Genomic DNA, 18802 nt, shown 5'->3' on the forward strand with positions numbered 1-18802 from the left:
GGCCGGTCAGCTCAGCCGGTCGATGTCCTCGTCGCTCAAGCCGCCGGGGACGACGAACAGAGGGCAGGGCAAGTGCCCGGCATGGGCGGAAAAGTGGTTGACCAGCGGACCTGGCCCGCCATCGGCAGCGGCGCCAAGGACAAGCGCGGCCACCTCCGCGTGGTCGGCCAGGTAATCGCGGATCACGCCCTGCGCGTCGCCCGTGCGCACCGCGATCACGGGCATCTTGCCGCTTTCGGCGAAGATCGATCCGGCCGCGCTGCTGGCGACCATCTCGGCCCGGTCGTATGCCTCCTGCTCTATCGTGGCCTGGACGCCGCCGAACGCATTGAAGTTTTCGCGTGGGACCAGGGCAAGGATGTGCACCGTCCCCCCGGTCTTCATCGCGCGGCGGCTGGCAAAGCGCAGCGCGCGCCGCGCCTCGTCCGTTTCGTCCATGATCACCAGATAGACGCGCATCGATCCCAACCCCCTGCGCTTGCGGGCGCGGGCGGAATATCGGCGCAAATCGTTATCAGGGCAAGCGGCTTGCCCGGACGCTACGGCTTTGCCAAAGCGGGCATCGATCCCGCCTGAGTGAAGGACAGCCATGCCCACCCCGATCAAGATGCCCGCCCTTTCGCCGACGATGGAAGAAGGCACGCTTGCCCGCTGGCTGGTGAAGGAAGGCGACACGGTCAGCGCGGGCGATGTCATGGCCGAAATCGAGACAGACAAGGCGACGATGGAATTCGAAGCGGTGGACGAAGGGACCATCGCCAAGATCGAGGTGCCCGAAGGCACCGAGGGCGTGAAGGTCGGCACCGTCATCGCGATGCTTGCGGGCGAAGGCGAGGATGCGTCGGCCCCTGCACCCGAGGCCGCGAAGCCGTCTCCCCCTCAGGAGAAGGAGCTGGACGAGGGGAACGCGGCACGCTCTCCCACGCCCGCGCCGGCCCCCTCTCCTTCCGTCGGCAAGCCGGCTCCCGCCTCCCCCCCTTCCGGTGGAGAAGGCAAGGCCCGCATCATCGCATCCCCGCTCGCCAGGCGGATCGCCGAGCAGAATGGCGTCGACCTCGCGAGTGTGCAGGGCACCGGCCCTAACGGCCGTATCGTAAGAGCCGACGTTGAAGGCGCGAAACCGGCTGGCGCGCTGACCGCTCCGGCCCCGGCAGCGCAGGCTTCGGCCGCTTCGACACCGGCGCCGGCCGCCACGCCGGCGCCCGACTTCGGCATTCCGTTCGAGGCGGAGAAGCTCAACAACGTCCGCAAGACGATCGCGCGCCGCCTGGTGGAAGCCAAGCAAACCGTCCCGCACTTCTACCTCACCATGGACGTGCGGCTCGATGCCTTGCTCAAGCTGCGCGCAGAGCTGAACGCGGCGCTGGAACCGCAAGGTGTCAAGCTCTCGGTCAACGACATGCTGATCAAGGCGCTTGCCAAGGCGCTACTGCTGACGCCCAAGGCCAACGTCAGCTTCGCCGGTGATGAACTGCGCAAATATTCCCGCGCCGACATCTCGGTCGCGGTCGCCGCGCCGTCCGGCCTCATCACCCCGATCGTGATCGACGCGGGCAGCAAGTCCATCAGCGCCATCGCCGCCGAGATGAAGGGGCTGGTGGACAAGGCGCGCGAGGGCAAGCTGCAGCCGCACGAATATCAGGGCGGCACGGCCAGCCTCTCCAACCTGGGCATGTATGGGATCAAGCAGTTCGACGCGGTGATCAACCCGCCGCAAGGCATGATCATGGCGATCGGCGCGGGCGAGAAGCGCCCCTATGTAGTCGACGACGCGCTCGCCATCGCCACCGTGATGAGCGCCACCGGCAGCTTCGACCACCGCGCAATCGACGGCGCCGACGGGGCTGAACTGATGAGCGCGTTCAAGGCGCTGGTGGAGGCGCCGCTGGGATTGGTGGCTTGATGGCGCCGAGCAATTGGCAGGAATGGGTCGCTTGGGCGGGCATTGTCATTCCGCTTGCTGTACTCGCTTGGACGGCTTGGAAGTTCACGGCTGACCGATCAGAGCAGCGCAAGCATCGGCGGTGCGAGCATTTTTTCTCGGTCACCGACAAAATAGCCCAATCCGAAGGGAGTTTACTCTCAAGGGTTGCAGCACTCTACGAGTTACGCCGGTTTCCTGAGTATTCCGAAGTCATCGTTCGGATGACCGAGGCTCCCGAAATCGTTGGGGGTGGTAGAGCGAAAGCTGTTCTCCAGCAGGAGTTTCGCCTTACCCAAGAGGCGATGAAGAAGGATGCCTGACCGCGACCCCCTCATCCGCGTCACCGCCATGCCGGCGGATACCAATCCCTATGGTGGGGTGTTCGGCGGGTGGCTGATGAGCCAGATGGCGCTCGGCGCCGGATCGCTGGCGAGCAGGGTGGGGAAGGGCAAGGCAGTGGTCGTCTCGGCGACCGACTTCGCGTTTCCCGGCGCGATGGCGGTGGGGGACGAGCTCAGCGTTTATTGCGAGATCGCCGCGACTGGCACTACCTCGCTGACCATCACCGCCGAGGGCATCGCGCGCGAGCGCAACGGCGAGGCGACGGTCAAGGTGGCGCAAGGCACGTTCAAGTTCGTGCTGCTCGATGAGAATGACCGACCGCGCGAGGTGGCGCTGTGACGCGGCCCCCTCTCCCCAACCCCTCTCCCGCAAGCGGAGAGAGGCTTTTAGGAAAGACCCATGGCTGACACTCAATACGACGTCATCGTGCTCGGCAGCGGGCCGGGCGGCTATGTCGCGGCGATCCGCTGCGCGCAGCTCGGTCTGAAAACCGCCATTGTCGAGCGGGAGCTGCTCGGCGGCATCTGCCTCAACTGGGGCTGCATCCCGACCAAGGCGCTGCTGCGATCGGCCGAGATCAAGCACTATATGGACCACGCCGCTGATTACGGCCTCAAGGTCGCCGGCGCGATCGAGGCTGACCTGGGCGCAGTCGTCAAGCGCAGCCGGGGAGTCGCCAAGCAGCTCAATGCCGGCGTCACCCACCTGATGAAGAAGAACAAGATCACAGTGCACATGGGCGAAGGCACTCTGACCGGCCCGACCTCGCTGACCGTGAAAGCCGAGAAGGGCGAGGAGAAACTCACGGCCAAGCACGTGATCGTCGCCACCGGGGCCCGCGCGCGCGAATTGCCCTTCGCCAAGGCGGACGGCAAGCGCGTGTGGACCTATCGCCATGCGATGACCCCAGGCGAGATGCCGACCAAGCTGCTGGTCATCGGCAGCGGCGCGATCGGGATCGAATTCGCCAGCTTCTACAATGACATGGGTGCCCACGTGACCGTGGTCGAGATGCTCGACCGGATCGTGCCGGTGGAGGATGCCGACATCTCGGCCTTTCTCGAGAAGAGCCTGACCAAGCAGGGCATGACGATCATGACCGGCGCCGGTGTGGAGTCGCTCGAGGTCGGGGCGGACGGCGTGAAAGCGAAGATCAAGGCGAGGGACGGCAATGTCTCTGAAGGCGAGTTCAGCCACGTCATCGTCGCGGTCGGCATCGTGCCGAACACCGAGAACATCGGGCTGGAAAAGCTCGCAGAGATGGACCGCGGGTTCATCCAGATCGATCCCTATGGCCGCACGAAGTCGAAGGGTCTGTGGGCCATCGGCGACTGCACGCCGGGCCCATGGCTAGCACACAAGGCCAGCCACGAAGGCGTCACCGCGGCAGAGGCGATCGCTCAGGAACTGGGCAACAAGGACGTCAACCCGCACCCGCTGGACCGCAACAACATCCCCGGCTGCACTTATTGCCACCCCCAAGTGGCATCGGTGGGCATGACGGAGGCCAAGGCCAGGGAGGCCGGCCATGAGGTGAAGGCGGGGACCTTCCCCTTTATCGGCAACGGCAAGGCCATCGCGCTCGGCGAGGCGGAGGGCTTCATCAAGACCGTCTTCGACGCCCGGACCGGCGAACTTCTGGGTGCGCACATGATCGGTGCGGAAGTGACCGAGCTCATCCAGGGCTACGTCGTAGGCAAGACGCTGGAGACAACCGAAAGCGAGCTGATGCAGAGCGTTTTCCCGCACCCGACGCTGAGCGAGATGATGCACGAAAGCGTTCTCGCAGCGTACGGCCGGGCGCTGCATATCTGATCCGCCGCCGTTCGTCGCATAGCGCGGCAGATCGTCGCAAATTCCAGGAACGCCGGCGCATACGGAGCGCTTTGGTGTCGAGGAGCGACGACGATGGAATTCGAACTGGACGAACGCTTGTTTGAACCTGTCGAGCCGCTCATCGAGCAGGACAAGGATGCGGCGCACCCTATGCAGGAGAGCTACCGCGCGCCGCGCGTGGCGGACACGGCGATCGACATTCCAGAACAGGAAGCATGCTCCTGACCCTCGCGGGTCAGAGGCTGGCGAAAAACGCGCGAAGCGTGGCGAGAAGCGGTTCCCGCTGCGTCCAACTGTCCTCCCCCATCGGCTCGAGGCCGGGGGTCAGAACCAGCCGTTCCAGGTCGTTATCGGTCCAGGCGACGTGAATGCCGGGACGGTCTTCGAACGCCCGGGCCGTGGCCATCTGGTGATCGTTTCGGTGCTCGTTCAAGGCGAATTGGCGGGGGAACAGGATCAGGGGTATGCGGCTCCGCGCCGCGGCGAAGATCGTGCCGATTCCCGCGTGGCCGATCAGGACCGACGCTTCAGATAGCAAAGCGTCAAAGCGCGCAGGTTCGATAAAGGCGTGCTGTTCGAGATGCGGGTAGGGGCCGGGCGCCTGGCATATTTGCGCGACTATATGGAGCCCGCTCCGCCCCGCGATCCGGTCGAGCGATTCAAGCAGGCGCGGGAAGGGCAGCTGCGTGCCGACGGTTGCCAGGATCACAGCACCGCGCCCGAATAGGTCGCGCCCGTTTGTTGGGCGATCGCGGGCCATTGCGTCAACCACAGATCCGCGTGGCGCCGCGCCTTCTGGCCCGCAAGGGACATCTCATCGGCATTGGCCACGCTGTCGATCCAGACCGTTCGCACGCCCATCTTGCGCGCGATGGCGATAGCGAGCAGGCCGGGGAGCGCGCCGGTTGTCACCACCACGGTCGGCTGGACGATCACGAGCAGGGCTGTCAGCGCGAACGCACAGCGCAGCGCTCGCAGCGGCTGTTTGCGATTGCAATCGGGGATCACGTGCGCGCGAATGCCGGCACGGTCGGCGAGACCGGGGAGTGTCGTGGCGTAATGGACCGTCGTGTCCTGGAACGCCCCGCGAAGCTGCAGGAGTTCGTCCCAATGCCCCCCGCCCGAGGCAATGGCCAGCACGACTCTCGTTTCTTTCGAACTCCGGTTCACGCTGCCCCAACTCACTCCGCCATCCGCCTAATGGCAGTTAACGTCTGTAAGGCCATTGCGTTCATCGAGAAAGCCACAGAATCAACGCCTTCCCGCGCAGACTGCTGAGGGACAGGGCATCGGCCTGGTTTGTTGGAACGGGGAAGCGGATCAGTCAGCGCGTCGACGTGTCACGATGCCAGACCCCCGCACGCCCGGTCATTACGTTGATCGCATAACGAACGCGCCCGAGCAGCTTTATGCAGAGATAGATGATCCGGTCGATCGGCGAGACCCCTCCCCCGAGATGGGCGCGCGTAGGGCCGGGGCCGGCTTTCAGCTTGCGTAGCTGGACGTTTCCCGCGTGCCAGCGCGCCTCGCACGCAACGAGCTGGGTCACGGTCCGGGGTGCCTCGACGACGGATTTGACGGGGATTTCGCCGAACGCGGACACGCGCCGCTGCTGTGAGAGCGGGAACGACCAGCGCACATACGTGTCGTCGGCAATGACCGGCGGCAGCGAACCCAGCATGGCCGCGCCTTCCTTAGAAAGGCCGTACACGCCGCTGCCGCCGACGCCTTCCGCCCGGTATCCGTGACGGGACCAGACGCGGTAATAGGCCCGCGTCCAGCGATCGGAATTCTCGGTGACGACATGCGGTGCGGGCGAAGCGACCATGACACCCGGTTCCCGCAATGCTTCGGCCAAACCCAGGAGCGCCGGATACTCGATCCCGATATCGGCATCGACGACAAGGACGGGAAACATCTTGGTCCTGCGCAACCCTTCGTTGATGGCGGCCGATTTGGATCCTTGAGCGATCTCGATCACCTCGGCGGCCGGATCTGCGCGGCGGGCGGCGTCCGCGGTGTCGTCGGTGCATCCGTTCGGCACTACGATGACGTGAAAGTGATCGCGTGCGCCTGCCCCGCGCCGCATCGACTGCAAGGTCCGTCCGATGACTCGCGCCTCGTCATGCGCCGGCACGATCACGGTGAAGCCCGCCTGGCCCGTCATGTTCCGCCCGATCCTCCGACAAGCGCCTCTCGCGCCGGTCGCGGGAACATCGCCGGTCCCGCTGGTTCATCCAGTGGACGGCCGATTTGACGCTTCAATATGGAAGAACGCGCCATGGTCCGGATCCTCATGCTCTATCATTGGTCCTATGGCCGCATCGAGGCGATGGCGGAAGTCATGGCAGACGGCACCCAGTCGGTCCAAGGAACGCGAGGTCGACATACGCCGCGTGCCGGAACTCGTCCCCGACGATGTCGCGCGGCAATCGGGATACATAGGGGATCAAGGAGCCCCGCTAGCCAAGCGTCCGAAAAGGTGGGGGAGTGGTGGACGCACTAGGGCTCGAACCTAGGACCCGCTGATTAAGAGTCAGCTGCTCTACCAACTGAGCTATGCGTCCACGCCGTCGTTCATCCGGCCCGATGGGGCCCGCGAATCGCCGGGAGAGGCGCATATAGCGGCTCGTTCGCGATTGCCAAGAGCCTCTCGCCGCCAATCAAGCTAGCGACTGGCGACCGCCGCGCATGTTCCACCGGTTGATCATCATCAGCGTGCCCAGACAGATCATGTTGGTCATCATCGAACTGCCCCCGTGGCTCATGAAGGGCAGGGGAATGCCGACAACCGGCGCCAGGCCCATGACCATCGACAGGTTGATGGCGACGTAGAAGAATATCGTCGCGACCATCCCGCCGCCCAGCAGGCGCGCGAACCGATCGTTCGACGCCATGGCGACGCGCCAGCCCCAACGCAGGATCAGGAAGAACACGCCGAGCACGAACACCCCGCCCAAGAGGCCCCATTCCTCAGCCATGGTGGCGAAGACGAAGTCGGTATGCGGTTCCGGAAGGTAGTTGAGGTGGCTCTGCGATCCTTGGCCGAAACCCTTGCCAGTCAGCCCGCCCGATCCGATCGCGATCTTTGACTGGGTGATGTGGTATCCGGTCCCAAGCGGATCGCTCTCCGGATCGAGGAACGTGAACACCCTGTTCCGCTGGTAATCGTGCAGCAGGAAGAAGAACGAGAACGGCGCCGCGACGACCAGCACCCCGGCACCGGCCATGAACCACCACAGCGGCAGGCCGGCGAGGAACATGACGCAGACTCCGCCAAACGCGATTGCCGTGGCGGTCCCGAGATCGGGTTGCAACAGAACCAGCAGCACCGGCATCCCGATGATCACGGCCGCCGGAACGAGCGATCGCCAGGTGGGGATCATGCCAGAAGGCAAGTCGGCGTAAAAACGCGCAAGGGCCAGCACGATGGCCGGCTTCATGAGCTCCGACGGTTGCAGCACGATGAAGCCGAGATCGATCCAACGCTGGCTGCCGCCGCCCACGAAACCCAGCAATTCCACCGCGAGCAGAAGCAGCAGAATGACGACGTACGCGGGGTACGCCACCAGGCGCACGATATCCTTGCTGAACAAGGTCATCACGCTCGCCATGACTAGGAACACCGCAAAGCGCACCAGGTGTGACGCAGCGAACGTGCTGAACGTCCCGCCGGCGGCGGAATCGAGCACGGCCGCGCCGAACGCGATCAACAGGATGAGCGGCAGGAGCATCTGCCACGGCTGGCGGGCGATGGGGGCCGGGATGACGGAATTCATCGCGGATCACCCCCGGCGGCGGGGGCTGCGCGGCCCACCGGCTCGGGCGGCGGGTTTACGGCGGCTGTTTCAAGAGGTTGCGGCGCGCGGGATTCGGCATCCACCCGCGCAAACACGTCCTCGACGCGGCGGGGCGCCGGTCCGATCCGCTCGCCGGCAGCGCTGGCATACGAACGATAGCGCGCTTCCAGGCGCTGCTGCGGCGTACCGCCCCACTGTTTCTCCAGCGCGTCGAGCGCCTCCAGCCCCTTCTTCGGGTCGAACATGAAGGTCATGACATCCCGCGCAATCGGGTAGGCAGAGGCCGATCCGCCGCCATGCTCGATGACCACGGCACCGGCGTAGCGTGGATTATCGAATGGCGCGAAGAATATGAACAGGCCGTGGTCGCGATACTTCCACAACCCGCCTTTGCCGCTGGAGATGTTGAGGCCGACAACTTGCGCGGTCCCGGTCTTGCCGGCCATTAGCACGTCGGGGATGGGCAGCTTGGCCCGGCCCGCGGTTCCAGGCCCGTTGACCACGTCGCTCATCGCCTGTTGCATCACCTGCACGTGATCGCCGTGGAAATTCATCGACGCGGGCTGCGGCAAGGACGGGTCCAGCAGCAGGCGCGGCATCAGCTTGCGGCCTGTGGCGAGGCGCCCCGCCATAACCGCGAGCTGCAGCGGATTGGCCAGCATGTAACCCTGGCCGATGGTCGCGTTCACGGTGTCGTAGGGTTGCCAAGCCTGGCCATATTTCTTCAGCTTCCACGCCGGGTCGGGCACGGTGCCATAGAACTGGCTGAGGACAGGCAGCGGGAATTCTTCGCCCATGCCGCAACGCCGCGCCATCGGCGCGATGACATCCATGCCGAGACGCTGGGCGAAGTAATAGAAATAGACGTCGCATGACTGGTACACGGCCTTGGCCATGTCCACGGTGCCGTGGCCGCCGCGGTCCCAGCAATGGAACGTGCGATTGCCGACCCGCAGGCCGCCGCGGCACGAAACGGTTGCGTTCGGATCAAGCCCAGCCTCGAGAAAGGCCATCGCGACCATCGGCTTGACGGTGGACCCCGGCGGATAGAGCCCCTTCAATACCTTGTTGCGAAGGGGCACCCGCTCGTCCTGGCTGAGCATCGAATATTCGATACGGCCGATGCCGTCGGAAAAGCTGTTGGGATCGAAGCTGGGCATCGACGCCATGCACAGCAGGTCACCGGATTGGCAGTCCATGACCACGACCGAGCCCGACTCCAGCCCGATGCGGCGGGCTGCATAATCCTGCAACGGCCCATCGATCGTCAGCGTGAGAGGCTTGCCCTGGATGTCCTCGCGCGTTTCGAGGTCGCGGACGAGGCGGCCGGACGCCGTCACCTCGACCCGCCGTGCGCCGGGCACCCCCCGGAGGCGCTTCTCGAATTGCTTTTCCAGGCCGTCCTTGCCGATCTTGTAGCCTGGGGTGATCAGGATCGGGTTGCGGTCCTTCTCGTACTCTTCGGCGCTCGCCGGGCCGACGAACCCGATTAGGTGCCCGACCGAAGGGCCGGTGGGATAGAAGCGCGAAAAGCCGCGCTGCGGCACAACGCCCGGTAGGTCGGGAAGACGCACGCTGACGGCCGCGAACTGTTCGTAGTCGAGCCCGCTTGCCACCTCGATCGGCGCAAAGCCGCGCGCCTCATCGATCTTGTCGTGAAGATCCTGCACCTTTTCGGCGTCTAGGCCCAGGATGGGGGCGAGGGCAGCCACTTCGCCCTTCGGGTCCCGCATGCGTTCCGGAATGATGTCGACGCGAAAGTCCGCCTTGTTCGAGGCGAGCGGCGCGCCGTTCCGGTCGAGTATCCAGCCACGCCGGGGAGGGATCAACGACAGGTTGACCCGATTGCTTTCCGCCTCGGTACGATACTTCTCGTTCTCGAAGATGGAGAGGTAGGCCATCCGCCCAGTGAGCAGCAGCCCCAATCCGCCCTGTAGCGCCCCTATCACAAAGCTGCGCCGCTCGAATGTCGTCGCCAGTGTCGCCGGGCTCACGAACGGCTTGGCGCGCCTCCGGCGCCGTCGCGCGATCATCCGAGGACTCGCACGCGGGACAGGCGGAAACGATCAAGCCCGGCCACCAGGCGGGAAAGCAGCGGGATGATGCTCACCGACAGGACGATTTGCGGCAACAGGACGAGCAGCATCGTGCCGTCGACCCGGCCGCCCGAGAAAAGGGCGGCGATAACCAGATACCAAGTCACTATGACCCCTGCCACCAGCCAGTCCTGAAAGAATCCGCGCCAGGGGAACCGTGCTTCGAACAGTTCCATGCCCAGCATGGTCACGGACCACAGCGCTATCGCGCTTCCGAATGGCTGGCCGCTGAACAGGTCGTCGAACAGCCCGAGCGGGAAACCCGCCCACACCGGCAGGAGACCAGGTCGCACGAAGCGCCAGGACAGCAGGAGGAGGTAGCCGAGCGGCGGCATGAGCGGGACCGCGCTGGCGATGGGAAGCTGCGGGATCAACGATCCCAGCATGATCGAAAGGACCGGGACCGCGTAGGCAAGCAGCGGCGAGTGAGTCCGGTTGATCTTGCTGCCGTAGCGATCGCGCCGGGCTCGGGCGGAAATTTCGCCGATCACGCGCCTTCAGCCTCGCCCACCGTTTCGGCCACGGGCGTCGCGGCCGCTTCCAGCGCGCGCTGCTGCCAGATCGGCTCCACCGCCACGAAATCCGTCGCGGCGGGATCGCTGATCACCGCGGCCACGCCGCCGTCTTCGGTGACTTCCTGCAGGATCGCCACGGCGATGCCCGGGCGATAGTAGCCTCCGGCCCCGCTGGTGACGAACACGTCCCCCTTCTTCAGCGGATTGATGCCCAGATTGATCAGGCGAATGCGGAGGCGTCCGTCGCCGCGCCCTTCGGCGAACGCCACGATCTCATCCCGGGAGCGCCGGACCGGAATCACGCTTTCGCTATCGGCCAGCAACAGCACGCGCGAACTGTCCGGTGCGACTTCCAGTATGCGGCCCACGACCCCCCGGGGGGAGCGCACGGGCATCCCCACGGCCACGCCCTGGTTGCTCCCCGCCCCGAGATAGGCAAACCGCCGCGTGCTGGACGCGGTGGACCCGATAAGGCGCGCGATGGCGACCGGCTTCACCGCGCCCTCCCGAAAGCCGAGCAGGGCCTTGAGGCGCGCGTTTTCTCCCCGCACCGCCTCTGCTTCCTTCAAGCGGATGCGTGCGATTTCCACCTCGCGCTTCAGTGCCGCGTTCTGGCTGCCCGCGGCGAGATAGCCCGAGATCGTGTCGAACAGGTCCTGGCTTCCTGCACGTGTCGCGGCGCTTGCCCTGCCCACCGGGGTGACGGCTTCAGACGCCGTTCCGCGCAGGCCGTTGAACGTCGACGGCCGCCATAACGAGATGGCGAGCAGCGCGGCCCCGACGGCAGCGCCGATCGCGGCGAGCACATAGCCCGTGAACAGTCCGTATTGCGCCCTGCGTGAATGCCCGGAGCGCCGTGAGGTATGCGGCGCCATGTCAGATCATCCTGTCAGGCGGTCATCAAGACGCCGCGATAGACGGGATCTTCCATGGCCCGGCCGGTGCCGAGAGCGACGCAACTCAGAGGATCTTCGGCAATGGAGACCGGCAAGCCGGTTTCTTCGCGCAAGTGTTCGTCCAGGCCCTGGATCAAGGCGCCGCCCCCCGTGAGGACGATACCCTGGTCCACGATATCCGCTGCCAGTTCGGGAGCGGTGTTCTCGAGCGCGATGCGAACACCTTCGACAATTGCCCCGATGGGCTCCGATAGCGCTTCGGCAATGTTCGCCTGATTGATCGTGATTTCCTTCGGCACGCCGTTCACCAGATCGCGGCCCTTCAAGGTGATCTGTTCGCCGATCCCGTCTTCGGGGTGGCGGGCAATCCCGTAGTCCTTCTTGATCCGCTCAGCCGTCGATTCACCGATCAGCAGGTTGTGATGTCGGCGGACGTAGCTGACGATCGCCTCGTCCATCTTGTCGCCGCCGGTGCGGACGGACGTGGTGTAGGCAAGGCCGCGCAGGCTGAGCACCGCGACTTCCGTCGTGCCGCCGCCGATATCCACGACCATGCTGCCGACGGGTTCCGTCACGGGCATATCCGCGCCGATCGCGGCGGCCATCGGCTCCAGGATCAGGAAGACCTGGCTTGCGCCGGCGTTGCTCGCCGCATCGCGAATGGCGCGGCGTTCCACCGATGTCGAGCCACTGGGGACGCAGATGACGATTTCCGGATATCGAAGCAGGCTCTTCTTCCCGTGCACCTTGCGGATGAAGTGCTTGATCATCTCCTCGGCGATTTCGATGTCCGCGATCACGCCGTCGCGCAGGGGACGGATCGCTTCGATGCTGTCAGGCGTCTTGCCCATCATCATCTTCGCATCTTCGCCCACGGCCTTGACCCGCTTGATGCCGTTCAGGGTCTCGATCGCGACCACCGAAGGTTCGTTCAGGATGATTCCCTGACCTTCGACATATACCAGCGTGTTTGCCGTACCGAGGTCGATCGCCATGTTCTGCGATCCGAATTTGAGGAGATTCGAAAAGAAACCCATTGGTGGCCTGTAATCCGTGTGATTGCGGGCCTTTGCCGCGGCGTTCGCGGCAACAGCGACCCGGGAGGTGGCGGGAAGTGCCGGTGCTTTAGCCAAAGGCCCCGGAAAACGCCAAAGGATTGTGCGGCCGTCCCCGGGAAATCCCACAGGCCGGCTCGAAATTGTGACGCTTGGTCGCTAGGGGCCGGGCATGGCTGATATTCGCCGCCTGCCGGAGCATCTGGTAAACCGCATCGCGGCGGGCGAAGTGGTGGAGCGCCCGGCGGCGGCCCTCAAGGAACTGATCGAAAACGCGATCGACGCGGGCGCAAGTTCGATATCAGTGCTGCTGGAGGAAGGCGGCCTCGACCGGATCGAGGTAACCGACGATGGCTGCGGCATGACGGCCCCTGAGATGGCGCTCGCCCTGGAACGGCATGCGACGTCCAAGCTGCCGGAAAGCCTGATCGGAGCCGACGGTGCGATCGAACAGGTCGTCACGCTCGGTTTCCGGGGCGAGGCGCTGCCCAGCATCGCAAGCGTAGCGCGGCTGACGATCGAGAGCCGCCCGCGCGGCAGCGAGGCGGGTTGGCGCTACGTGGTCGATCACGGCATGCTGGCGGGAGAAGGGCCCGCCGCCCTGCCGCCGGGCACGCGCGTGCGGGTGGAACAGCTCTTCGCCCGGGTGCCGGCGCGCCGCAAGTTCCTGCGCAGTGCGCGCAGCGAATATGCCGCCTGCCTCGACGTCGTGAAGCGTCTGGCCATGGCCCGGCCTGACATCGGCGTGACTCTCGAGCATGGCAGCCGGCGGATCCTGTCGCTGCAAGCCGGGCAGGCGCTGGCTGACCGGGTTGCGCAGATTGTCGCGCGCGAGTTGAAGGACAATGGCGTCGCGATCGAGCTGGAGCGGCCGTCGCCGTCGGGCACGATGCGCCTTGGCGGAATTGCCGGTCTGCCGACCTACAACCGGGGCGTTGCAGACCACCAGTACCTGTTCGTCAACGGCCGACCGGTGAAGGACCGCCTCCTCGTTGGGGCCGTGCGGGGCGCCTATGCCGATATGCTGGCGAAAGACCGGCATGCAGTGCTCTCGCTGTTCCTGACCATCCCGCCCGAAGACGTCGACGTGAACGTCCACCCCGCCAAGACGGAGGTCCGTTTTCGGGATGCGGCAGGGGTGCGCGGGTTCATAGTTTCAGGCCTGCGCCAGGCGCTCTCCACCGGCGACCGGCGCAGCGCGCAAACACCCGACGCCGCGGCCATGCGCAGGTGGACGACAGAGCCTGCCCCGGCGGCGGACACGCTCGGTTCGATTTTTTCCACCCGCGCGTGGTCGGTCGCGTCCGCAGGGGTGCATGAGCCTGCATCGGCGTGGCGGGCCCATGAGGATGCGACGCTGGCCGTCCCGCTCGGCCGGGCGGAAGAGGCCGCGCCCATGCCTGCCGATGCGGCCGACTACCCGCTCGGCGTCGCACGCGGACAAGTTGCGCAGACGTACATCGTGGCAGAGGCATCCGACGGGCTGATCCTGGTTGACCAGCACGCTGCGCACGAGCGTCTGGTGCTTGAACGCCTGCGTGCCGCAGGCGCCGGCGTTGCAACGGCGCGCGCGCAGGCACTGCTCATCCCCGAAGTGGTGGAGCTGGACGAGGTGGATTGCGACCGCCTGGAAACCGCGGCGGACAGCCTTGGCGCGGTCGGGCTTTCGATCGAGCGCTTCGGCCCCGGCGCCATGCTTGTGCGCAGTCTGCCGCACGCGCTGGCCAACGCCGATCCGCACGCGTTGCTGCGCGACATCGCCGACGACATCGCACAGCACGGACCGACCGCGGACGGTGGCTCGCTGCTGCTCACTGAGAAGCTCGAGCTGGTGCTGGCAACCATGGCCTGTCACGGATCGGTCCGCGCGGGCCGTGCGCTGTCCGTGGCTGAGATGAATGCCCTGCTTCGGGAGATGGAACGCACGCCGCGTTCGGGCCAATGCAACCATGGACGGCCAACGTGGGTTAAGCTTTCGATGACGGACGTCGAAAAACTGTTCGGGAGACATTGATGACCTCACGGTTCCACGCCGCCGCGCTGTCGGTCACGCTGCTGATGCTGTCCGCCTGCGCCGAGGAAGAGGGCCCTAGCCCTGCCGAGAAAGCCCGCATGAACGAGGCCGCCGTGGCCGAGGTCAAGGCCGCGCAAGTCCCACCGCCGACGCCGGTGACGCCCGACACGATCGGCTTTGCCGACGTCGAACAGTACGATCTTTTCGGCGCGGGCTGCAACTTTGCGCTCGCCGACAGCGGAACGCCCGTCGCGCTGCTTCAGCCGGAACGGGGCTACATGAAGATCGACGGGAAGCTGGTGCCTTTCGCCCCCGACGCGGGAAGCGACGTGCTGCCGCTGGGCACCCGATCGCGCTACACCGGCGCGGCGTGGTCGCTCATCCTCGATCTGTCATCCGCAGAAGGCAAACAATCGGGGATGGAGACGGTCGATTATCCCGCGCGTTTCGTGCTGCGTAACGATCGGGACCAGATCGTCTATCAGGCCAGCGGGATCGCGCAGTGCGGTAGTTAGGTTTCGATCGCCGCATCCGGGTCACGAACCTGGATCAGGCCGTTCGAAACCATGGACATGACCGGTTCGTCGTTCTGGTTGAAGACGGTGAGCCGGGACTTGAAAATGCCCATCTCGGGCCGCGACTCGCTGCGCCGCTTCTCGAGGACAGTTGATTCCACCCGCAGCGTGTCGCCAGGGTACACGGGCTTGATCCACCGCAACTCGTCGATCCCGGGCGAACCGAGGCCGGCCTGGCGGTTTTCTTCCATGTTGCGGACCAGCATCGACATCGTCATCGCGCAAGTGTGCCAGCCGCTTGCGGAGAGCCGGCCGAAATGCGTCTTCGCGGCTGCATCGTCGTTGAGGTGGAAGGCTTGCGGATCGTATTTTTTCGCGAACTCGACCACTTCCTCTCGCGTGACCTCGTACCGGCCAAACCGCGCCTTGCGGCCGACTTCGATGTCTTCAAAATAATCCATGCGCCTTAGTCCCCCAGGCTGAATCGTGCGAACACAGTGTAGCTGAAAGGACTGCGCCCATAATAGGGGTCGAGCGCCGCGGGCTTGGCATACGTTGCCGCCGATCCGCCAAGTGCGAGGTTCAATGGACCGAGAGGGACGCGATAGGCGTAGCCGGCCTGGAACTTCGTCACGCGAAACGGTTGATCGTGGAGCGGGTCGTGGTGATCGGGAAAAAGTTCGTCGTTCTTCACGTTCTCGATCCTGCCGAACACCGTATGCCTGTCCGTCAGGTCGTAGTTCACTTCACCAAGCCACGCCGTCAGCGTTTTGCCGGGTTCGCGATCCTTGGCGCTGAATGCCGCCATCGCCGACAGCCCGCGAGCGTTGTTGTACTGGGCGGACAGGGTCGTCCGATGTTCGTCCTCCCCCGGATGCAGTTCTTCCGGCTGCTCGATTCGGCCGTGGCTTGCCTGCAGCAACCAGGCTGGCGAGGGCGCATAGCTCGCGCGCACGCTCCACGAATCCAGCCGGGGCTTTTCGATGTTCCAGCGATATTCGTCCGGCTCGCGCCCACGGAAGGTGCTGGCCTCAAGCTGCCAGCGCGGCGCCGCGACCCCGGCAGAGATCACGCCATAGGTGATGTGGGTGGAGTCGAACCAGTGGTGGGTGATGGGGGCTTCCGGATTATAGCGCGCGCTGGCCCGATGCATGAACGTGCTCGGCCCCAATGCCGGTTCCCCGACCGGCCCGCCGTAGATGAACGCGGTCGTCCCGTCCGCGATGTCGATATCGAGCCGGCCGACCAACTCCATGAACAGGTCGTGGGGATGCTGCCGATCGACGAGCGCTTCGCCATACGCGACCTCACCCGTAGCAAAGAGGTTGGGATAGCCATCATGGCGCATCAGCGGCTCCAGGCTCAACATCGTCCGGGCGGTGAACTTCCCGCCCTCGAACGGCGCCGAGATCGTCGCCATCGCCATGGACTGGACGTAGAACTTGTCGTCGCCGCGAACCCCGCCCTGGTCGGTGTAGACCGGCCAGAGGAAACCGTGTAGCATCAGGCTGGCATCGCCTCCCAATCCAACCATGGCGCCATGGCTCATCGTCTCGTTGGCGGGCACGCGCGCGGTGCCCGAACCCTCTCCGGAATGCGTGATACCGCCGTGTCCCGCACCGCGGTGAGACATCGCTGAATGGTCCATCCCCGAATGGTCCATCCCCGCATGACCTTTCCCGGAATGGTCCATGTGGACGTGATCCGTCGGGGAGGCGGTCGGTGCGGCCGGTTCCGTCGCGGGCGTGTCATGGCCCGCGTGGCGGTCCTGGGCGAAAAGTGGGACGGGCTGGGCCAGGACGGCCGCGCCGAGAATCCATCGCGTTATCATCGGTCGAAATTTCCACGAATATCAATGGTAGAAGATCATCCAGACCGCCATCGCGATCATGGCAAGGTTCTCGCTCAGTGACACGAACCCCAGGGGCACGTTGCTCGATCCGCCCACACAGGCGCACTTGATCGAGCGCTTTTGCACGTAGACGGCGTAGAAGACGCTCACGGCCCCGATCGTGCCGATTACGAGCGCAACCGGAATCGACACCCAGTCGAGCGCCTGCGCGGCCATCAGCGTGCCGGCCAGGAACTCGAGGTACGGGTACGCATAGCTGTAAGGCACCCATCGTCTGGCGAGCAGGTCGTAGCCCAGGAACATGCTCGAGAACTTCTCGACATCCTGCAGCTTGAGCATGGCGAGAATGACCATCGCGAAGCTGACAAACCATTCGCCGGCGCGCACGGTGAACGGGTTGCCGAACACCGCGTAGCTTACGGCGAGCGCCAGCGCCCCGGCCGCCGCGAAAACCGCCAGTACCGGGACGTAGCGTGTCGATCCGTCAGCCGGAAGCGGCTTGCCGAAGAACGCGCGAAGGTCGGTGTAGCCGCCGATTCGCCGCCCATCGATCGATCGTCCACCGTGTAGCCATGACGTTCGAGCAGCCATTTGGCCTTGATGCCATACGGACATGTATGGTCCGGCAGCGCCATGCGGGTGAGGCTTGCGGTCTTGGAACCTGTCATGCGCATGCTTATAACCTCCGTACCAAGGTACGGAGTCAAGCGTGAAAGCGATGCGCATATCCGATCTGGCCGCTTCGGCCGGCGTCGGCGTGGAAACGGTGCGATTCTACCAGCGGAAAGGTCTGATGCCGGCGCCGCGGGGCGAAGCCCGGGGCGGCCGTCGTTATGGCGCGGAGGACGCGCGGCGGCTGCGCTTCGTGCGGCGGGCGCAGGCGGCGGGATTTACCCTTTCCCAGATCGCGGAACTCATAAACCTGGACCGCAGTGACGATCGCACGCGCGCGCGTACGATGGCGCAGGATAGAATCGCCGCGCTCGAGGCGGAAATCGCGCGGCTCGAGGATGCACGCCGCGCGTTGGGCAAGCTGGCCCACGACTGCGCCCGCGGCGGGGCGGGACCATGTCCCATCCTCGCCGCCTTCGATTGACGTTACAGCCGAGGCTTCAGGTTGTCTTTGCGGATGTCAGGTATGATCCGGTACCGCGCGATGATCAGGCTGAACACGCCGAACAGGATCAGGCCGAGAGCGACCAGAGGATAAATCACTCCATTATCGCTCAAGGCGACCAGCGCTTCGCCGAGGCCCTTTATCTCGCCTGACCGGGAGAACCATGCGCCCTTGATCAGCGACCACCCGATGAGCGCGAAGACGACCGCCCGCGAGGCATGGCCGGCGCGCCCGATCGGTTCGACATAGCGCGGCGCGCTGCCGCTGACGTGCTTCATGAAATTGCCTGTGTAGGCGTTCTTGGCCTGCACCGCCGCGGCAACGAGGAAACCAAGGCCAACGAGTCCCAGCAGCACCGGTCCCATATCCCAGGTAAGCAGGCTGCCGGCCACCTCCTGACCGCTGCCGCCTTCGCCCGCGGACTGCTGCTTTTCTCCGGCGGCGAATTGGTAGGCGGTATAGGCGAGGACGAGGTGCGCGATCGCGCTTGCCGCTGCGCCCACGCGCTTTCCCTTGCCCGAGGCGTCGTCGCTATGACTCTCGATATTGGATGCCGCGTCGATTGCCTTGAATACCGCGTATGCGAGCAGGCCCAGGGCGACGAGGTAAAGAATAACCTCGCCCATCGGCGCATCCTGGATCATGTCGAACACGGCGGCCTGACCGTCGCCCGCCTTGCCGGCCGTCGACAGGGCCAGGTATCCCAGCAAAATATAAACCACCCCGCGCGCGGCGTAGCCTATGCGCACGAGCCAGCTGAACTTCTCGGACTTGTCGACCATCGCGGCTATTCCCCTTTTCGCGCCCAACGTGCGAGTGCGTGGAAGGTGCCCAGCGCGA

The 18802-nt window shown here is 65.2% G+C and carries 20 protein-coding genes, 1 tRNA gene and 1 pseudogene; 8 read left to right on the forward strand and 14 right to left on the reverse strand.

The window, feature by feature from the left end:
- Nucleotides 1–6: 6 nt before the first annotated feature.
- Nucleotides 7–459, reverse strand: coding sequence for a universal stress protein (locus GRI40_RS01050; RefSeq protein ID WP_160609628.1), 453 nt, complete (start codon nucleotides 457–459; stop codon nucleotides 7–9).
- A 130-nt stretch (nucleotides 460–589) separates the two neighbouring features.
- Between GRI40_RS01050 and GRI40_RS01055 the strand changes: the two genes are divergently transcribed.
- From GRI40_RS01055 to GRI40_RS01075, 5 genes are all read left to right on the forward strand, one after another.
- Nucleotides 590–1903 carry a pyruvate dehydrogenase complex dihydrolipoamide acetyltransferase gene (locus tag GRI40_RS01055; protein ID WP_160609629.1) on the forward strand — a complete coding sequence of 438 codons (1314 nt, stop codon included), beginning with the start codon at nucleotides 590–592 and terminating at the stop codon, nucleotides 1901–1903.
- Nucleotides 1900–2244, forward strand: a complete 345-nt coding sequence (locus GRI40_RS01060; protein ID WP_160609630.1) for a hypothetical protein — start codon at nucleotides 1900–1902, stop codon at nucleotides 2242–2244. The genes GRI40_RS01055 and GRI40_RS01060 overlap by 4 nt, the downstream gene beginning before the upstream one ends.
- On the forward strand, nucleotides 2237–2605 hold the full coding sequence (locus GRI40_RS01065; RefSeq protein WP_160609631.1) for an acyl-CoA thioesterase: 369 nt from the start codon (nucleotides 2237–2239) through the stop codon (nucleotides 2603–2605). Before GRI40_RS01060 ends, GRI40_RS01065 begins: the two co-directional genes overlap by 8 nt.
- 60 nt (nucleotides 2606–2665) lie before the next feature.
- On the forward strand, nucleotides 2666–4081 hold the full coding sequence (gene lpdA, locus GRI40_RS01070; protein WP_160609632.1) for a dihydrolipoyl dehydrogenase: 1416 nt from the start codon (nucleotides 2666–2668) through the stop codon (nucleotides 4079–4081).
- A 93-nt stretch (nucleotides 4082–4174) separates the two neighbouring features.
- The gene (locus GRI40_RS01075; RefSeq protein WP_160609633.1) at nucleotides 4175–4327 is read left to right on the forward strand and encodes a hypothetical protein; all 153 of its coding nucleotides are present in this window, start codon (nucleotides 4175–4177) and stop codon (nucleotides 4325–4327) included.
- Nucleotides 4328–4337: 10 nt separating this feature from the next.
- On the opposite strand, the gene GRI40_RS01080 is transcribed toward GRI40_RS01075, so the two are convergent.
- From GRI40_RS01080 to GRI40_RS01120, 9 genes are all read right to left on the reverse strand, one after another.
- Nucleotides 4338–4811 carry a glycosyltransferase gene (locus tag GRI40_RS01080; RefSeq protein ID WP_160609634.1) on the reverse strand — a complete coding sequence of 158 codons (474 nt, stop codon included), beginning with the start codon at nucleotides 4809–4811 and terminating at the stop codon, nucleotides 4338–4340.
- Nucleotides 4808–5242, reverse strand: a complete 435-nt coding sequence (locus GRI40_RS01085; protein WP_202390110.1) for a glycosyltransferase family protein — start codon at nucleotides 5240–5242, stop codon at nucleotides 4808–4810. Before GRI40_RS01085 ends, GRI40_RS01080 begins: the two co-directional genes overlap by 4 nt.
- A gap of 184 nt (nucleotides 5243–5426) precedes the next feature.
- Nucleotides 5427–6269, reverse strand: coding sequence for a glycosyltransferase (locus tag GRI40_RS01090; protein WP_160609635.1), 843 nt, complete (start codon nucleotides 6267–6269; stop codon nucleotides 5427–5429).
- Nucleotides 6270–6593: 324 nt separating this feature from the next.
- Nucleotides 6594–6669 (reverse strand) — tRNA-Lys (locus GRI40_RS01095).
- 96 nt (nucleotides 6670–6765) lie between these two features.
- A complete protein-coding gene (rodA, locus tag GRI40_RS01100) occupies nucleotides 6766–7881 on the reverse strand; it encodes a rod shape-determining protein RodA (protein ID WP_160609636.1) in 1116 nt (371 codons plus the stop codon).
- A complete protein-coding gene (gene mrdA, locus GRI40_RS01105; RefSeq protein WP_160609637.1) occupies nucleotides 7878–9935 on the reverse strand; it encodes a penicillin-binding protein 2 in 2058 nt (685 codons plus the stop codon). Before mrdA ends, rodA begins: the two co-directional genes overlap by 4 nt.
- Nucleotides 9932–10489 (reverse strand): rod shape-determining protein MreD, encoded by a 558-nt coding sequence (locus tag GRI40_RS01110; protein WP_337190462.1) that lies wholly within the window; start codon nucleotides 10487–10489, stop codon nucleotides 9932–9934. The genes mrdA and GRI40_RS01110 overlap by 4 nt, the downstream gene beginning before the upstream one ends.
- The gene (mreC, locus tag GRI40_RS01115; protein WP_160609638.1) at nucleotides 10486–11388 is read right to left on the reverse strand and encodes a rod shape-determining protein MreC; all 903 of its coding nucleotides are present in this window, start codon (nucleotides 11386–11388) and stop codon (nucleotides 10486–10488) included. The genes GRI40_RS01110 and mreC overlap by 4 nt, the downstream gene beginning before the upstream one ends.
- Before the next feature lie 14 nt (nucleotides 11389–11402).
- Complete coding sequence (locus GRI40_RS01120) at nucleotides 11403–12446, reverse strand: rod shape-determining protein (RefSeq protein WP_160609639.1); 1044 nt, start codon at nucleotides 12444–12446, stop codon at nucleotides 11403–11405.
- A 190-nt stretch (nucleotides 12447–12636) separates the two neighbouring features.
- On the opposite strand from GRI40_RS01120, the gene mutL reads away from it, so the two are divergent.
- Both mutL and GRI40_RS01130 read left to right on the forward strand, forming a co-directional pair.
- Nucleotides 12637–14478 carry a DNA mismatch repair endonuclease MutL gene (gene mutL, locus GRI40_RS01125; RefSeq protein WP_160609640.1) on the forward strand — a complete coding sequence of 614 codons (1842 nt, stop codon included), beginning with the start codon at nucleotides 12637–12639 and terminating at the stop codon, nucleotides 14476–14478.
- Nucleotides 14478–14993, forward strand: a complete 516-nt coding sequence (locus GRI40_RS01130; RefSeq protein ID WP_160609641.1) for a hypothetical protein — start codon at nucleotides 14478–14480, stop codon at nucleotides 14991–14993. Before mutL ends, GRI40_RS01130 begins: the two co-directional genes overlap by 1 nt.
- On the opposite strand, the gene GRI40_RS01135 is transcribed toward GRI40_RS01130, so the two are convergent.
- From GRI40_RS01135 to GRI40_RS01145, 3 genes and pseudogenes are all read right to left on the reverse strand, one after another.
- Nucleotides 14990–15454 (reverse strand): MaoC family dehydratase, encoded by a 465-nt coding sequence (locus GRI40_RS01135; RefSeq protein ID WP_160609642.1) that lies wholly within the window; start codon nucleotides 15452–15454, stop codon nucleotides 14990–14992. The genes GRI40_RS01130 and GRI40_RS01135 overlap by 4 nt on opposite strands.
- A 5-nt stretch (nucleotides 15455–15459) precedes the next feature.
- Complete coding sequence (locus GRI40_RS01140; RefSeq protein ID WP_160609643.1) at nucleotides 15460–16626, reverse strand: hypothetical protein; 1167 nt, start codon at nucleotides 16624–16626, stop codon at nucleotides 15460–15462.
- A 219-nt stretch (nucleotides 16627–16845) separates the two neighbouring features.
- Nucleotides 16846–17519 (reverse strand): annotated as a pseudogene (locus GRI40_RS01145) (MauE/DoxX family redox-associated membrane protein).
- A gap of 44 nt (nucleotides 17520–17563) precedes the next feature.
- Between GRI40_RS01145 and GRI40_RS01150 the strand changes: the two are divergent.
- Nucleotides 17564–17941: a MerR family transcriptional regulator gene (locus tag GRI40_RS01150; RefSeq protein ID WP_160611301.1), complete on the forward strand. Its 378-nt coding sequence runs from the start codon at nucleotides 17564–17566 to the stop codon at nucleotides 17939–17941.
- 2 nt (nucleotides 17942–17943) lie between these two features.
- Here the strand turns inward: GRI40_RS01150 and GRI40_RS01155 are convergent, their stop codons facing one another.
- A complete protein-coding gene (locus tag GRI40_RS01155) occupies nucleotides 17944–18744 on the reverse strand; it encodes a DUF1206 domain-containing protein (RefSeq protein WP_160609644.1) in 801 nt (266 codons plus the stop codon).
- Between the last annotated feature and the right edge of the window lie 58 nt (nucleotides 18745–18802).

This window comes from Tsuneonella aeria (assembly GCF_009827495.1).
Lineage (GTDB): Bacteria > Pseudomonadota > Alphaproteobacteria > Sphingomonadales > Sphingomonadaceae > Tsuneonella > Tsuneonella aeria.

Bases quoted from the DNA above. Each gene is read 5' to 3' on its own strand.
- mutL (WP_160609640.1), top strand. From the start codon at position 12,637: ATGGCTGATATTCGCCGCCTGCCGGAGCATCTGGTAAACCGCATCGCG.
- GRI40_RS01130 (WP_160609641.1), top strand. From the start codon at position 14,478: ATGACCTCACGGTTCCACGCCGCCGCGCTGTCGGTCACGCTGCTGATG.
- GRI40_RS01135 (WP_160609642.1), bottom strand. From the start codon at position 15,454: ATGGATTATTTTGAAGACATCGAAGTCGGCCGCAAGGCGCGGTTTGGC.
- GRI40_RS01120 (WP_160609639.1), bottom strand. From the start codon at position 12,446: ATGGGTTTCTTTTCGAATCTCCTCAAATTCGGATCGCAGAACATGGCG.
- GRI40_RS01065 (WP_160609631.1), top strand. From the start codon at position 2,237: ATGCCTGACCGCGACCCCCTCATCCGCGTCACCGCCATGCCGGCGGAT.
- rodA (WP_160609636.1), bottom strand. From the start codon at position 7,881: ATGAATTCCGTCATCCCGGCCCCCATCGCCCGCCAGCCGTGGCAGATG.
- lpdA (WP_160609632.1), top strand. From the start codon at position 2,666: ATGGCTGACACTCAATACGACGTCATCGTGCTCGGCAGCGGGCCGGGC.
- GRI40_RS01150 (WP_160611301.1), top strand. From the start codon at position 17,564: ATGCGCATATCCGATCTGGCCGCTTCGGCCGGCGTCGGCGTGGAAACG.
- GRI40_RS01075 (WP_160609633.1), top strand. From the start codon at position 4,175: ATGGAATTCGAACTGGACGAACGCTTGTTTGAACCTGTCGAGCCGCTC.
- GRI40_RS01050 (WP_160609628.1), bottom strand. From the start codon at position 459: ATGCGCGTCTATCTGGTGATCATGGACGAAACGGACGAGGCGCGGCGC.
- GRI40_RS01090 (WP_160609635.1), bottom strand. From the start codon at position 6,269: ATGACGGGCCAGGCGGGCTTCACCGTGATCGTGCCGGCGCATGACGAG.
- GRI40_RS01155 (WP_160609644.1), bottom strand. From the start codon at position 18,744: ATGGTCGACAAGTCCGAGAAGTTCAGCTGGCTCGTGCGCATAGGCTAC.
- mrdA (WP_160609637.1), bottom strand. From the start codon at position 9,935: ATGATCGCGCGACGGCGCCGGAGGCGCGCCAAGCCGTTCGTGAGCCCG.
- GRI40_RS01055 (WP_160609629.1), top strand. From the start codon at position 590: ATGCCCACCCCGATCAAGATGCCCGCCCTTTCGCCGACGATGGAAGAA.
- GRI40_RS01140 (WP_160609643.1), bottom strand. From the start codon at position 16,626: ATGTCTCACCGCGGTGCGGGACACGGCGGTATCACGCATTCCGGAGAG.
- mreC (WP_160609638.1), bottom strand. From the start codon at position 11,388: ATGGCGCCGCATACCTCACGGCGCTCCGGGCATTCACGCAGGGCGCAA.